Source organism: Candidatus Thalassolituus haligoni (assembly GCF_041222825.1).
Taxonomy (GTDB): domain Bacteria; phylum Pseudomonadota; class Gammaproteobacteria; order Pseudomonadales; family Oceanobacteraceae; genus Oceanobacter; species Oceanobacter antarcticus.
Map to the genome: position 1 here is coordinate 3,322,145 of NZ_CP139482.1, position 13,986 is coordinate 3,336,130.

The 13,986-nt window shown below is 51.6% G+C and carries 15 protein-coding genes; 9 read left to right on the plus strand and 6 right to left on the minus strand.

Going from position 1 to position 13,986, the window contains the following annotated elements; genetic code table 11:
• The first annotated feature begins 1 nt into the window (after window position 1).
• The 5 genes from SOJ49_RS14820 to SOJ49_RS14840 all read left to right on the plus strand — a co-directional run bounded on the left by SOJ49_RS14820 (window position 2) and on the right by SOJ49_RS14840 (window position 6,792).
• On the plus strand, window positions 2-1,270 hold the full coding sequence (locus SOJ49_RS14820) for an NAD(P)/FAD-dependent oxidoreductase (protein ID WP_369855272.1): 1,269 nt from the start codon (window positions 2-4) through the stop codon (window positions 1,268-1,270).
• Complete coding sequence (locus tag SOJ49_RS14825; RefSeq protein ID WP_369855273.1) at window positions 1,270-2,178, plus strand: DUF1365 domain-containing protein; 909 nt, start codon at window positions 1,270-1,272, stop codon at window positions 2,176-2,178. The genes SOJ49_RS14820 and SOJ49_RS14825 overlap by 1 nt, the downstream gene beginning before the upstream one ends.
• On the plus strand, window positions 2,178-3,452 hold the full coding sequence (locus tag SOJ49_RS14830) for a class I SAM-dependent methyltransferase (RefSeq protein ID WP_369855274.1): 1,275 nt from the start codon (window positions 2,178-2,180) through the stop codon (window positions 3,450-3,452). Before SOJ49_RS14825 ends, SOJ49_RS14830 begins: the two co-directional genes overlap by 1 nt.
• Before the next feature lie 138 nt (window positions 3,453-3,590).
• A complete protein-coding gene (locus tag SOJ49_RS14835) occupies window positions 3,591-5,645 on the plus strand; it encodes a TonB-dependent receptor plug domain-containing protein (protein WP_369855275.1) in 2,055 nt (684 codons plus the stop codon).
• A gap of 175 nt (window positions 5,646-5,820) precedes the next feature.
• Window positions 5,821-6,792 (plus strand): LysR family transcriptional regulator, encoded by a 972-nt coding sequence (locus SOJ49_RS14840; protein ID WP_369855276.1) that lies wholly within the window; start codon window positions 5,821-5,823, stop codon window positions 6,790-6,792.
• Here SOJ49_RS14840 and SOJ49_RS14845 read toward each other — a convergent pair.
• Complete coding sequence (locus SOJ49_RS14845) at window positions 6,789-9,278, minus strand: DNA polymerase II (RefSeq protein WP_369855277.1); 2,490 nt, start codon at window positions 9,276-9,278, stop codon at window positions 6,789-6,791. The genes SOJ49_RS14840 and SOJ49_RS14845 overlap by 4 nt on opposite strands.
• Before the next feature lie 50 nt (window positions 9,279-9,328).
• On the opposite strand from SOJ49_RS14845, the gene SOJ49_RS14850 reads away from it, so the two are divergent.
• Both SOJ49_RS14850 and SOJ49_RS14855 read left to right on the plus strand, forming a co-directional pair.
• Window positions 9,329-9,688: a pentapeptide repeat-containing protein gene (locus SOJ49_RS14850; RefSeq protein ID WP_369855278.1), complete on the plus strand. Its 360-nt coding sequence runs from the start codon at window positions 9,329-9,331 to the stop codon at window positions 9,686-9,688.
• Window positions 9,689-10,337: 649 nt separating this feature from the next.
• On the plus strand, window positions 10,338-10,670 hold the full coding sequence (locus tag SOJ49_RS14855) for a Rieske (2Fe-2S) protein (RefSeq protein ID WP_369855279.1): 333 nt from the start codon (window positions 10,338-10,340) through the stop codon (window positions 10,668-10,670).
• A 60-nt stretch (window positions 10,671-10,730) separates the two neighbouring features.
• On the opposite strand, the gene SOJ49_RS14860 is transcribed toward SOJ49_RS14855, so the two are convergent.
• The 3 genes from SOJ49_RS14860 to SOJ49_RS14870 form a co-directional block, all read right to left on the minus strand.
• Window positions 10,731-11,222: a hypothetical protein gene (locus SOJ49_RS14860; RefSeq protein ID WP_369855280.1), complete on the minus strand. Its 492-nt coding sequence runs from the start codon at window positions 11,220-11,222 to the stop codon at window positions 10,731-10,733.
• Window positions 11,223-11,472: 250 nt separating this feature from the next.
• The gene (locus SOJ49_RS14865; RefSeq protein WP_369855281.1) at window positions 11,473-11,634 is read right to left on the minus strand and encodes a transposase; all 162 of its coding nucleotides are present in this window, start codon (window positions 11,632-11,634) and stop codon (window positions 11,473-11,475) included.
• Window positions 11,571-11,948 carry a chorismate mutase gene (locus SOJ49_RS14870; protein ID WP_369855282.1) on the minus strand — a complete coding sequence of 126 codons (378 nt, stop codon included), beginning with the start codon at window positions 11,946-11,948 and terminating at the stop codon, window positions 11,571-11,573. The genes SOJ49_RS14865 and SOJ49_RS14870 overlap by 64 nt, the downstream gene beginning before the upstream one ends.
• A 184-nt stretch (window positions 11,949-12,132) precedes the next feature.
• Between SOJ49_RS14870 and SOJ49_RS14875 the strand changes: the two genes are divergently transcribed.
• Both SOJ49_RS14875 and SOJ49_RS14880 read left to right on the plus strand, forming a co-directional pair.
• Window positions 12,133-12,405, plus strand: a complete 273-nt coding sequence (locus tag SOJ49_RS14875) for a type II toxin-antitoxin system Phd/YefM family antitoxin (RefSeq protein ID WP_369855283.1) — start codon at window positions 12,133-12,135, stop codon at window positions 12,403-12,405.
• Window positions 12,386-12,655 (plus strand): Txe/YoeB family addiction module toxin, encoded by a 270-nt coding sequence (locus SOJ49_RS14880; RefSeq protein WP_369855284.1) that lies wholly within the window; start codon window positions 12,386-12,388, stop codon window positions 12,653-12,655. The genes SOJ49_RS14875 and SOJ49_RS14880 overlap by 20 nt, the downstream gene beginning before the upstream one ends.
• A 96-nt stretch (window positions 12,656-12,751) precedes the next feature.
• Here SOJ49_RS14880 and SOJ49_RS14885 read toward each other — a convergent pair whose 3' ends face one another.
• Together SOJ49_RS14885 and SOJ49_RS14890 are read right to left on the minus strand one after the other, a co-directional pair.
• Window positions 12,752-13,147 (minus strand): MAPEG family protein, encoded by a 396-nt coding sequence (locus tag SOJ49_RS14885; RefSeq protein ID WP_369855285.1) that lies wholly within the window; start codon window positions 13,145-13,147, stop codon window positions 12,752-12,754.
• 119 nt (window positions 13,148-13,266) lie between these two features.
• Window positions 13,267-13,902 carry a toll/interleukin-1 receptor domain-containing protein gene (locus tag SOJ49_RS14890; RefSeq protein ID WP_369855286.1) on the minus strand — a complete coding sequence of 212 codons (636 nt, stop codon included), beginning with the start codon at window positions 13,900-13,902 and terminating at the stop codon, window positions 13,267-13,269.
• Window positions 13,903-13,986: the final 84 nt, after the last annotated feature.

The following is a 13,986-nucleotide window of genomic DNA, read 5'->3' on the forward strand; positions in this document are numbered from 1 at the left end:
CATGACAACCACTAAACCTGTCATCGCCATTGTTGGCGCCGGCATCTCCGGTCTGACCTGCGCCTGGTTACTGCGCCAACAGTTCGACGTGCATCTGTTTGAGGCCAACGACTATGTTGGCGGTCACACCCAGACCACCGACATCGAGATGAATGGCAAAAGTTGGCCGATCAACACGGGATTTATTGTTTACAACGACTGGACCTATCCCAACTTCATCAAACTGATGACCCAGCTGGACGTCCAAACCGAAGCCTCGGATATGAGTTTCAGCGTCAAGTGTGAACACAGCGGCATGGAATACAACGGCCAAAATCTCAACAGCCTGTTTGCCAAACGCAGCAACCTGCTGAATCCGAAATTCTGGCGCATGGTGCAGGAAATCCTCCGGTTTAACCGCGACAGCCGTGCACAACTGGACGCCAACAGCCTGAACAGCCGCCAGACGCTGGGGCAATACCTGACCCGCCATGGCTACAGCGACTACTTCCGCCGCTATTACATTATTCCCATGGGCGCCGCGATCTGGTCTGCCAGCGAAGCCATGATGATGGATTTCCCGGTGCGCTTTTTCCTGACATTTTTTAATAACCACGGCCTGCTGAGTGTTAACGAACGCCCTCAATGGCGGGTGGTTTCAGGCGGCTCACGCAGCTATGTCGGGAAAATCCTGGCGGCATTGCCTGCGCAAAACATTCACATTAACAGTGCGATCACGACGATTGAACGGGATGCCGAGGGTGTCTCGCTGACGCTGGCGAACCAAACGTTCCGCGCTGACCAGGTAATTCTGGCCTGCCACAGTGATCAGGCGCTGGCGCTACTGGCCCAACCCAGCGCTACCGAACAGCACATCCTGCAAGCCATCCCCTATCAAAACAACGACGTGGTATTACACACGGACATCGGCCTGCTACCGCAACGCCGCCATGCCTGGGCCAGCTGGAACTACCATCTCGACAGCGAGCAACGTAACACCGTCGCCGTCACTTATTATATGAACCGGTTGCAGAACTTTACCGATGCCCCTGAGCATTTTTGCGTCACCCTTAACAAGACCGACGCTATTGATCCGGCCAAAATCCTCCGCCGCTTCCAGTACGCCCACCCGGTATTCACGCTCGATGGCATGGCCGCCCAGCAGCGCCATCATGAAATCAGTGGTGCCAACCATACCCATTTTTGTGGTGCCTACTGGTTTAACGGTTTTCATGAAGATGGCGTCAACAGTGCGCTACGGGTGTGCAAGGCATTGGGAGTCAGCTTCTGATGGCTACCGCAACAGTATTTAACGGCCACAGCGCCCTCTATACCGGCTGGGTGCGCCATCGCCGCTTTCGCGAGGGACGCAATGAGCTGAACCACAAGGTCTATATGATGCTGTTGGATCTCGACGAAGTCGACGAGGTCATGGCACAGCATCCGTTCTGGTCAGCTCAACGCTGGGCCATGGCCCGCTTTGACAGCACCGACTATTTTGGCCAGCACTCGTCAGTGGCGGCGCTGAAACGCTCTATCTTACGCACGTTCGAGGAAGAGACCGGACAATCAGTGCAGCGGGTGGAAGTACTCACCAACATGCGCTACTTCGGTTTTATCATCAATCCGCTCAGCCTCTATTTTGGCTATGACGCGCAGAATCGTTGTATCGGGACGGTGGCTGAAATCACCAATACACCCTGGCAAGAACGTTTTCACTACAGTCTGGTGATGCCGTCTGAAGGTGCTGACCTGCCGTCATGCCCACTGGCAATTTATCCAGAACGGGTGTTCAAACGCCCGTCTGTCTGCCGCTACCAGTTCCGCTTTAACAAGGCGTTCCATGTATCGCCGTTTAATCCGCTGGCGATGCAATATCGCTGGGTATTGAACCCTCCCTCTGCCATCAGCGGCAGTGAAATACTCAGCCATATGGACGTGATCAAAGATGGTTACCGGGTGCTCGACGCCACCATGAAACTGCAACGCCAGCGGATATCCCGCGCCGCTCTGGGGCGAGTGTTATGGCACTACCCGCTGATGACGCTCCAAGTTGTGGCGGGGATTTATTACAACGCCGCCAAACTCTGGCTGCGTGGCAGTCGCTATCACCCACATCCTCACAACAACCCGGAACACGATCATGCCCGCCATCAAAAGCAGGCCGCAGCCCAGCCGACCTCAAAGGGAGATTATTAATGCCAACACCGACGACCACTCCCGCTCCCGGTACCCTTCACTGGCTTGACCGTCTGTGCCGTCGAGCGCTGTGTCAACGTCTGACACAGATTCAGGATGCCTGCCTGACGATTTGCGAACAAGACCAGACCCATGTCTTCGGGGACACCCATCATGCCCTGCGTGCCACGGTCAAAATTAACGACCCGGAAGCCTGGCGCACCATCGCTCTGTACGGCAGCGTCGGCGCTGGTGAAGCCTACATGACCGGAGACTGGTGCGCCGATGACTTGCCTGCCCTGGTGCGTATTCTCTGTCGCAACAAGGAGGTACTGGATCGTATCGACAGTGGCTGGGCCAGCGCTGGCAAGTGGGCGCTGACATTGTGGAATCGGGCGCAGCGAAATACCGAAAAGGGGTCGCGTCGCAATATTGCCGCTCACTACGATCTCGGCAACGAGATGTTCGAGTTGTTTCTCGATCCGACACTGATGTATTCCAGTGCCATTTTCCCAACCCCTGACAGCTCGCTGGAGCAGGCCTCGCGCTTCAAACTAGAACGGATTTGCCAAAAACTGCAGTTGAGCGCCGAAGATCATCTGGTCGAAATCGGCACCGGCTGGGGCAGCATGGCGATTTACGCCGCCCAGCACTATGGCTGCCGGGTCACCACAACCACCATCTCCGATGCCCAATACCGCAAAGCAGAACAGCGTATTCGGGAGGCCGGATTGCAAGACCGGATCACACTGCTACAACAAGACTACCGTCAGCTTAACGGCCAGTTCGACAAACTGGTTTCGGTGGAGATGATCGAGGCGGTTGGTCATCAGTATCTGGACACCTATTTCAACACCCTCAATCGGCTACTGAAACCCGATGGCATTGCGCTGATTCAGGCCATTACCATCGATGACTGGCGTTATCAACAGGCCAAAAGTAATGTCGATTTTATCAAGCGCTATATTTTCCCTGGCGGCTTTCTCCCCAGTGTCACCGCCATGCAACAGGCCATGAGCCGTACCAGCAACCTGAAAACCATTCACCTGGAAGATATCGGCAGCCACTACGCCGAAACCTTGCGGCGCTGGCGGCGAACCTTTCTCGACAAGCGCGAGCACTTGCACCAACTGGGTTATGACGACACCTTCTGTCGACTGTGGGATTTTTACTTTGCCTACTGTGAAGGCGGTTTTGATGAGCGGGTGATCAGTACCGTACACATGGTATTTGCCAAGCCAGGTAATCAACGGCCACTGTTATTGGGCGACTTGGTAACCGGATTGAGAACGTGATTGATAAAGAACCCACCTCTGTCACAGATATTTAATCGGATATCAGTAGGCTGGCATGTGATCACTGTAAACTTAACCACACTGTCTTAACCACAGCCAGCCGCCAAATTGCTCCTTCCATCGACACAGGACGCCGTCATGAAAGCGCTTTCACCCTTCCGGCTACTACTCCCGTTGGTAATGATGACGAGCGCACAAGCCGATGTCTCCGAACCATCGTTGGCAGACGACCCCAACATCGAGGTGATTGAGGTACTGGGGGTAACAGAATCACTGACGACCGTCAGTCCACGTAAACTGCTGCGTGTTCCCGGTGCTGGCAACGACCCGCTGCAAGCCATCGAAAGCTTGCCGGGCGTGGTGTTCAGTAACAGTCAGGATTCCGCCCCGGCGGTGCGTGGTTCTTCTCCCGATGACAACGCCTATTACATCGATTTTTTCCCGGTGGGTTACATTTTTCATAGTGACTCGTCGAGTATTCTTAACGACAACGTGATTGAGGGTTTCACCCTGGAAGCCGCCGCGTTTGGGCCGCAATACAATGGGGCAACCGGTGCCGTGATCGATGCCACCTCACGTTCACCGGACTTTGCCACTCCCCAGACCGTGATCGATGTCAGCTTCCTCAAGGCTGGTCTTTTTATCGAACAGCCGATTAACAGCGAACAGAGCGTTTATTTATCCGGGCGCCAGAGTCTGTTTCAGTACTACATCGACGCGCTACTGGACGATGAAGATTTCCAGTTCACCACCTTGCCGGAATACTACGACTATCAGGGGAAATACGAATATCAGCCCAGTATCACTGAAAGTCTGGTGGTGCAGGCCATTGGTTCCCGCGACAAGGCCGGGATAAAATTTGACGAAGACTCCGATGAACTCGCCCAGGATCCGGGGCTGGATGGCGGCCTCAATGTTGAGCGTTATTTTAATAGTCAGGCCATTGTCTGGGACAAAATTTACGGCAATGGGTTACAGCAAAAAACCGGATTCTCCCAGCTTGAAGAAAAATTCCAGTTTGCCATTGGCCGAAGTAATTATGTCAACGTCAAAACCAATAACTACGAGATTCGTAGCCAGTTTTCCAAACCGTTGAATCTGTATCACGATCTGCAATGGGGTGCTGAGCTATCAGAATCCCACGCGTCATTAAAAGGCAGTTACTCCGGCCCTCCGTGCGATGAGTACAATCCGGATTGCCGTATCATTGATGGTGACGAGGTTGTATCCCTCAACGAAAAAGTTGTCATCACCAGTATCAACCTGCACCTTGCTGACAGCTGGCAAGCCACCGAATACTGGACTCTGAACCCAGGCGTACTGGTCGCCAGAGAAGATTATACCGATGAACTTTTTATCGAACCCAGGCTGAGCAGCGAGTGGCAAGTGGCACCCTACTGGACGCTGACCGCCGCCTATGGCCGTTACCATAGTTTCCCGGACAACTTCGGCCAATACGCCAAAAACTTTGGCAACCCCGACCTCAAACTGGAAACTGCAATTCACTACGAAGCCGGTATCGAGCATGAACTGCGTGACGACCTGCTCATCCGGGTTGAGGGTTACTATAAAACGATGGATCGCCTGGTGGTGGCCCGAGCCGACCAGCAGACGGTCTATCCTGAGCTGTCCGATGAGGAATATCTCGCCTTGCCCCGCTACACCAACGATGCCAGCGGCACAGCCTGGGGGATGGAGCTATTTATCAACAAGGATCTGAGTGAACGCTGGTACGGCTGGGCATCCGTTGCCTGGTCTCGCACCCGACGCACCAACGAGCTGACCAACGAAGACTTTCGCTACAGCTATGACCAGCCGTTGATCATCAACCTTGTCGCCAGTTATGACTACAGCGATGTGTTGGCACTGGGCTTCAAATGGCGCTATCAAACCGGCCAGCTGATAACCCCTATAGAAGGTGCCGTACAAGACAGTGACAACCCCGAGCTTTATAACCCGGTGTACGGCGAACTCAATTCCGAACGTTTACCGGCCTATCACGCACTCGATGTCCGGGCCGACCGTAATTTCTTCTACACTTCCTGGGAAATGACGTTGTATACCGAAATCCTCAACCTCTACGGTCGCGCCAATGTGATCGACTACCAGTACAAAAATGCTGATTACAGTGAACGGGAAGATGTGACGGATTTACCAACCATTGTCTCGGTCGGCGTCAAAATACGCTTATAAATGATACAAATGTCTCGAATTAACCAATATCACACCCAGCAATACGCCAATAAAGACAACAATCGACACCAAAAATCTACCATTGTTCCAAAAATTATGGCACGGTAGACCCCGGAATGCTCCTTCAAACCTTTCTATGCGTTCGAAGGCCAACCGCCGATATCAGGAGAGCCCCATGCAGATTGGCAAGCGCGAAGAATTTGACCTCAATGAAATGGCGATTTTTGTCCATGTCGTGGACGCTGGCAGCTTTACCGGAGCTGCAAAAAATCTCGGACTGCCCAAGTCCACCGTCAGCCGCAAGATTACCCAACTCGAAGAACGCCTCGGTGTGCGACTGATCCAGCGAACTACCCGCAGCCTGCGTCTGACAGATACCGGCAATGCCTACTATGGCCACTGCTCACGTATTCTCAGCGAAATTGAAGAAGCCAATATCGCAGTCACCCAGATGCAAACCACACCCACCGGTACGCTGCGTATTACCGCTCCGGTGCTGTTTGGCTCAACGGTACTGTCCAGCCTGGTAGCAGAATTTATGGATCAGCATCCCCAGCTGACGATTGATCTGGTGCTTTCCGATCAACTGCTGGATCTGGTACAGGAAGGCATCGACGTTGCCTTCCGTATTGGGCAACTGGAAGATTCGTCGCTGATTGGCCGCTATCTCGGTGATGTTGGTGTACTGCTGTGTGCCAGCCCGGATTATTTGCAACGCTTTGGTACGCCGTCGCATCCGGACGACCTGGCCAACCACCGGTTGATCACCGCATCACGCTGGCTGCAGTGGAATATGACCAGCCCTGAGGGTGAAGAACTGACGGTTCAGGTCAAACCCAAGTTGCAGGCAAACGATTTTGCCTCACTTTATGCACTGACCTTGTCCGGTACCGGTATTACACCACTGCCAGCCTTGATTGCCGCCCCCGCGATTCAGTCCGGCGACCTCGTACCACTCTGTTGCGACTACCCGTTTGAAGCCAACCCGATTCATACCTTGTACCCCAGCAACCGCCATCTATCGGCCAAGGTACGCAGTTTTGTTGACTTCGTGATCGACAATATTCGTCCCAATCCACCTTGGGAAGTGGAACTGCCACAGCACCAGACAACGGCCTGCGAACCGGCTACCGTGACTGAGCACTAGGGGCCAAACAACGACCCTTGCGTCCCCAATAAATCATCCACATCATCGCCGGTAAACTGAAAAATCGCAGCGGCAATCGGTCGGAGTTGTTTGTCAATATAGTGCTGGTAATCCGGTGCTGCGGTGGGATAGACCAAGCCATCGTACTGGTCGTTATCTTGTTGATCGTCCAGTGGCTCCGGGCCGTTCGCGGTGATGCGGTAGCTGATCCAGCCGCGTCCTTGCTGATACCTGGGCATCAGGCCATTCTGTTGTCGCCACTGGTCAAGTTTCATCGCTGCGCGGGCATGGGGAGGCACCTGGCGCTGGTACATGGCTAACGGTTGTCGCAAGCGTTTGCGATAGCTCAGCAGGCTGTCTGAGTGGCCATCAAGCAAGTCGCGGAGCTGTTGCTGCACCCAATGCTGATATGGCTGTTGCAGAAAGATTTTGCGATATAACTGCTGCTGAAACTGCCGCGCCAGGGGTGTCCAATCAGAACGCACCGCTTCCAGCCCTTTGAACACCATTTTTGGTAAGCCATCAGCGTCGCTGATCAGTCCGGCGTAACGCTTTTTGCTGCCGGTTTCTGCGCCCCGAATCGAGGGCATAAAGAAGCGTTGATAATGGGTTTCGTATTCCATTTCCAGATAACTCTGGATGCCAAAACGTTGTTGCAGGTTCTCTGCCCACCAGTGATTCAGGTCGGTGGCCAGCTGCTGGCCAATCCGGTCGGCGGCAGAGTCTGTGACGGCGGCTCGCAAACACACAAATACCGAGTCGGTATCGCCATAAATCACTTCGTAGCCTTGAGCGCCAATCCAGTCTGAACTGGTCTGGATAATCTCATGGCTGCGCTTGGTAATAGAAGCCGATAGCCGGGTATCGTGAAAACGGCAGCCTTCCGACCCCAATACGCCGTAGCAGGAGGCCATAATAATTTTAATGGCCTGCGACAGCGGTTTGTTACCTTGCTGCTTGGCGTGTTCGCGATGTTCTCCCAGCCCGCGAATCAGCTCCGGCAAAATATGCTGCTGCTGATGAAAGCGCCCGCCAAAAAATCCGGGCACCCAGTCGGCATTCGGCAACGCCAGCGTGGCATCGGTAGCCAGTCCCTCAATCAATCCCATCGGGTCTATTTTAAAGGTACGAATAATCGACGGGTACAGACTTTTGAAATCCAGTACCAGTACATGCTCGAACAAACCCGGCGTCGACTCCATCACGTAGCCACCGGGGCTTTTTTCAGCGCGGTACCCTTCGCCAATATTGGGGGCGATATAACCGGCGCGGTGCAGACGCGGCAGGTAGAGATTCTCGAAGGCAGCTACCGAGCCACCCATCCGATCCAGTGCCAGGCCGGTCATCAAGCTGCGTTCGATGGCAAATTCCAGCAGTTTGAGCTTCTCGAAGATACGCCAGACCAAGTCGCAATCTTGCAGATTGTAGGCCGTAAAAGCACACAGGTCGGTTTGATAAAGGCGCTGGATATCCTGCCCCCGATGACTGCCAGTGAGCAGTTTGGAATCCCCTAACAATTGTTCAGACACCGCATTCAGCGAGAAACTTTCAAACTGGTAACTGGCTGCCCGCAACAGTTCAATGCCATCCAGCGCCAGTCGCCCAGCCATATTGACGATGATCCGGTCGGGCATATTCCGTTGCCGCCGCACCTGTAAGCGGCTGCCATCGCGACCCCAACGCATGGGAATGTCATGCTCGTGATATTTTTGCTGCAACACATTGAGATCAAATTGGATCAGGTTCCAGCCCAGAATCACATCCGGGTCACTTGCCGCCATGCGGTCGTTCAGCGCATGCAAAACCGCCACTTCATCCGCCAGCCGTACCAGTTCAACCGGATCCGTCGCAGTCGCCGCGCCCGCGCCATGCTGTTCAACCAGCAACACACAACGCTGCTGTGACGTTACCAGCCCAACAGAGTAGAGTTTCAGTGCTTCGCCCTGGCGCGGAATATTGGTTTCAATATCCAGCGACAACCACCGCAAGGTCGGCCGATAACTGCCAGCCGTCAGCCGCCCCCCTCGCAGCGTCTGATAAGCGGCTGCGGTGTTTGGTACAGCCACCGGGGTTTCAGACATTTCGGCGGCATCGTAGTGAATCACTGCAGCGCCATAGACAAACCGTTCCATCAGATAACGATCGGTAATACGCACATCTACTTCACGACAGGGAATCTGCTGATTCAGCAATAAATCCCGCCAGCGATAGCTATAACTGGCGGGCATATAACAAGCGGAGACCGCTTGCTGGTCAAAGGTTGCTAACGCGACCGGGCGACAGCTTACCGGCCAACCCAGAGCACGGGCCATGCGTTCAGCCTCCTGCTGATGACGGCGTTCGATAAAACACACGGCAGGCTGCCGCAACTGCTGGCGTAGCGGGCCAACCGGGGTTTGCCACCAAAACACCAGTTCCGAGTCCTGATCCGGGGTGGCATCCGACCAGCTGGAGGTCAGCAGAAAAGCGTTAAGCGAACGAGTCATTGAGGGTCATCTATACTGAAGGCCACCCAGTCTAATCAACGAGGTTTTCCATGACTACAGCGGCCATCAGCCAGGATCCCCTGTATCAACTGCTCCGCAACGATGACGTCGCCGGATTTAATCAGGCTATCCAGCAAGGCCAGGTATGTAACCTGGCCGGTATGGATTTGCGCGGCCTTGATTTACGCGGCCTTCTGGTCAGCGGAATGGACCTTACCGATGCCTATTTTCGTGGCACCGACCTGCGCGGCATTGATTTTCGTGACTGCTGCCTGGATGGCGTCAGCCTGGTGAACTCACGAGTCAGCGGCTGTTATTTTCCGCCCGCAATCAGCGCCGAAGAACTCAAGCTGTCACTGGAGTTTGGTACCCGCTTGCGGCACGTACAAACATCCGCCGAAAATAAATGAGAATTATTATTGACAACTCAGATGAGAATGACTATTGTTTGCTTATCGGAGCTAGCGATAGCAACGGTGTTCACAACACGGCCTTGGCTGTGAGGTGATCTCTCTCATCAAGCTAATCACGGTTGCTTTGCCCCTCTTTTAGAGGGGCGTTTTTTTGTCTGCTATTTGTCGTGGCACGTGTTGTCGTGGTCAAGTATTCCCGCATGCCACGCCCTCTCACATAACCTCATTTTCTCAATGATTAAACCGAGCCTGCTGAGAGCCGTTGGTTTCAGAACAAGGCATGAGGAGCGTGGTTTAGCGAGCTAAACAAGTGACGAATAACGCCGTACTGGAAGTTACTGGCCTCAGCCCGAAGGGTCCGGGCCAATATCCCGCCATGCGATGTTATTGGACTTGATAAGGACGCGCCATTCTCGGTATCCAACGCCTTGTTTGGCGGAATCTTTCCTCCTGACAGGCCGTGGCAAATAATTGAGAACGCTCCCTGGCCATATGCAGTGCCCCTCGAAACTCTGACTGGCTGTACTGCCGGTTATTTATTAATCTTGACGCTCATCAAACCGCACTGATCAACCGCACAGGTCGTCCATCGACCAGTCGCCGTCGCGATTAAGGCAACAAGCCACAGGTTTAACAGGAATCAATCATGGCCAGTACATGGCGTTGGGTATGTGCCGAGCAGGATATTACCGAGGGTGATAGCAAGGGGTTTGAGCTGGATGATACGGCGTTGTTTGTTATCCGCCGGGCTGCGCGTTTTTTTGTTTTTGTTAACCAGTGTCCGCATCTGGGTATTCGGTTGGAGTGGCTACCGGATCAGTTTCTTGATGTTGATGGTTATTTTATCCAGTGCAGTAGCCATGGTGCCCTGTTTCAGGTTGAGGATGGTATGTGTATCGCAGGCCCTTGCGCTGGCCAGCCTCTGACAGCCATCGAGTACGATGTCAAAGACGGCCAGTTACTGGTTTTACTGGACTGAAAGCGCCGCTGGACTTGGGCCAAGGCGCTGTTTGCTGCCGGCCAACAGTGCTTGATACGCTCAGTCGAAGGTCTTTTTCAGTGAATCCTTGCCGGATTCCATACCGTCCTTCGCCATTTTTTTGCCGGACTCATAACCATCTTTGGCCATTTCCTTGCCGGACTCATAGCCTTCTTTGGCAGCTTCCTTGCCGTGTTCGTAGCCGTCTTTGGCGGCTTCTTTGCCATGCTCGTAGCCGTCTTTGGCTAACTCCTTACCCTTTTCATAACCTTCTTTGGCGGCTTCTTTACCGTGTTCATAGCCGTCTTTGGCTAATTCCTTACCCTTCTCCATCCCTTCCGCCGCCATACTCTTGCCATCGTCAGTGCTCTCTTCCACTTGCTCACTGCCCTTGTCGACACTGCTTGCTGCCGTTTCTTCAGCGCCACCAAACATGGATTTACCCTTGCTAACCATGCTATCCCACCAGGATGGTTCATCCTCGGCATAGACAGGAGCAGCCAGCAGGGCGGCCATACTGGCGACAGACATCAGCTTGGTTATTACATTCATACAGGTACTCCGCAGGTTGTTTATTGATATCAGTGAATTTACCGAGCCACTATACAGGCTACAGGCTTGCCGGACAGAGTGGCCGTTCAATCCTGAGTGACAGCGCAGTAACGGGATTGTCTAACAGGCCGTTGAAATTCGTATCTAATTCGCTGATAGAAGCTCTTCCGCCTTATAAATCACACTTATTTGGTTGTTTTCTAGCCAGGTTTTCCATTTAAAACGGGATTATCCATCCCGTTTCCGGTCATCAGACGGATTGACCCTGTAACCTTGCCATTCGCACCAGGTTGTAAGCCATCATGGTCATCTCAAGAGCGCTGTTGACCTTCTCCAGCCCCTTCACTTTTAACTGCCGTAAGGGGCCGATGGTCTTACCCCAACCGAAGGGTTCTTCGACCCGTTTACGCACAATCTGACTGGAGACATAACCCGCTTTATGACTGGTTCGACCATCTCCGCATTTATAAAAGCCGAAATCATGGAGCGATAGACGGCCTCGGTTACGTCGGGATTTGCACCAGAATCTTGTGCAAGCGCGCGAACTTTAGAAATTACCTGCTCGACTCTTTGCGGAGCCTTAACGTCATCGCTGGTTTTCTTGAAGCGCGCCGCCTGCATGACAAAGTCGCCACGCTCAGCGATTAGGCTTACGATCTTGTGATCAATCGCGTCGATATTGGAACGGACTTCCTCAAGGGACTTGCAAGTTACGGCCTTGTTCACTTTTCATTCCTTATTTTTGAGCCATAACGCCGCTATAACCTGCGGCCAAAGTGGAGCTGGATTTGGGCTAAAATGGCCGCAGGCCATGCCCAAAGACCAGCGGAGCTTTGGACGTCAGGTTGATAGCCTTGTTAGGGCCCACCTGCTATATTTGTACCGTATTTCCGTACACTTGGTATTAGATATGGACACAGTAAGCGTAAACCAATTTAGAGATAAGCTAAAAACCTTTGTAGAACAGGTAGTTACAAACCACACTCCGCTCAAAGTTACCCGAAGAGCCGGTGACGCTTTCGTAGTAATGAGCGCCGACGACTGGGAGAGAGAGCAAGAAACACTCTACGTTCTACAGAACAACAGCCTAATGAAACAGATTGCTGAATCTATGGCAACTCACAATAAAGGCTCCGGTTATACCCCTACCAGAGAGGAACTAAATGAGATCACTGGTATTTGAAGGTAGGACCTGGATCACCTATGAAGAGCTTCGTGAAAAAGATAAAAAACTACACAAAGCTCTCTGCAAACATTTAAAAGAAATGCTTCGTGAAGATCCCAGCCAAGGCACGGGAAAACCAGAACAACTTCGACACAATCTCACCGGATTTTGGTCTAGACGCATTTCTCAAAAAGACCGATTAATTTATAAATTTGACGATAACTCTATTTATATTTTTGCCATTGGTGGACATTATGATGACCATTAACTGCGCGCAGCCCTAACGCCTAGCTAAGCGGAAAATAATGGTTGGCTATAATCGCGAAGCGATGGCCAACTGTTATTTTTCCGTTTAAGCTTCTTGTTAGGCTTTGGTAGTGATTAATGACAACACAATGCCAACTAATGCTAAAGCTATAAGCACAAACGTTGGTATCATAGATAGCATAAAACCAATGCCACGTTTTGCAGGGTCATTTATGTATGCACGCCAATAGATAAAGCGACCAATTATATAAATAATACCTATACCGGCAACCAATAAGCTAGGCCAGTATTTTCCTGCTAAAAATATTGCAGGAAGGAATGCCACGAGAGTTTCTAATGTGTTTATTTGAACACGGTACATTCTTTCAAAACCATCATCACCTGTAATGGCAGGCGCTTTTAGGCCAGACTTTCTACGTGCCTGCCCAGTCATAAAACCGAAAAAGAAAAATTGAAGTACAGCTAATATTGCGACTAATTCTACATATTGCATTTGTGATTCCTGAAGTTGTAATGCTTGATTAAAAGCCTAACGCCTCAATCAGCAGCTAATCGGAGTGGAGGTCAATTTGTGGTATAAGCGCAGCGACCACAAACTGGCCGGAGCGGAGATTAGTCCGACTGCATTGATTTGTTAGGGCTCTTCCTCTCGAACTTATCAAGTTTGTCCTCACACCGCTTAATTATAAATTTAGTGGAACTGATTTCTTTTTCGAAATCAAACCTCCAAAACAGTGAATCATCCGGATCAATGAGTCCATCACGTTCAAGATAGTAATCAAGCCTATTCAATGCATCAATGTACCTTTTCTTAGTAGAAAGGTACTCGGATTCATCTGCTACACTTTCTAAAATTTGGTTGGTTAATTTTCGCATTTCAATATCTGAAGTGAGTGCAATCGTATCACCGAGAAATGGCGAAAAAGTTGCTACCTCATTACTGGTAACATTGTGCCAAACTGGAAGAACTATTTTCCTATTTTCGTTAATTTGGCGATTCTCTAAAGAATAGAGCTCTTTTTTTGTCCATTTTTTTGCAAAGAATGCATGACTGAGCACAACTATGCAAAAGTCACACTCTCTCAAACCAGAGTCTATTGACTCAGCCAAACTATCACCGATTTTCAATGAATATTCGTCATACCAAACATCTACCCCTGTATCAATCAGGGTATTTGCGAAAGGCCTTACAAACTCTTCCTTATCTTCACTTGCGTGAGAAATGAAAAACTGTGTAACGAAATCCATATTTATCCCTTGAACCCTAACGCCCTAATAATGGGCTAAAAATAGTTTACTAAAATGTTGAGGAACGAAAACAGCAAACTGTTT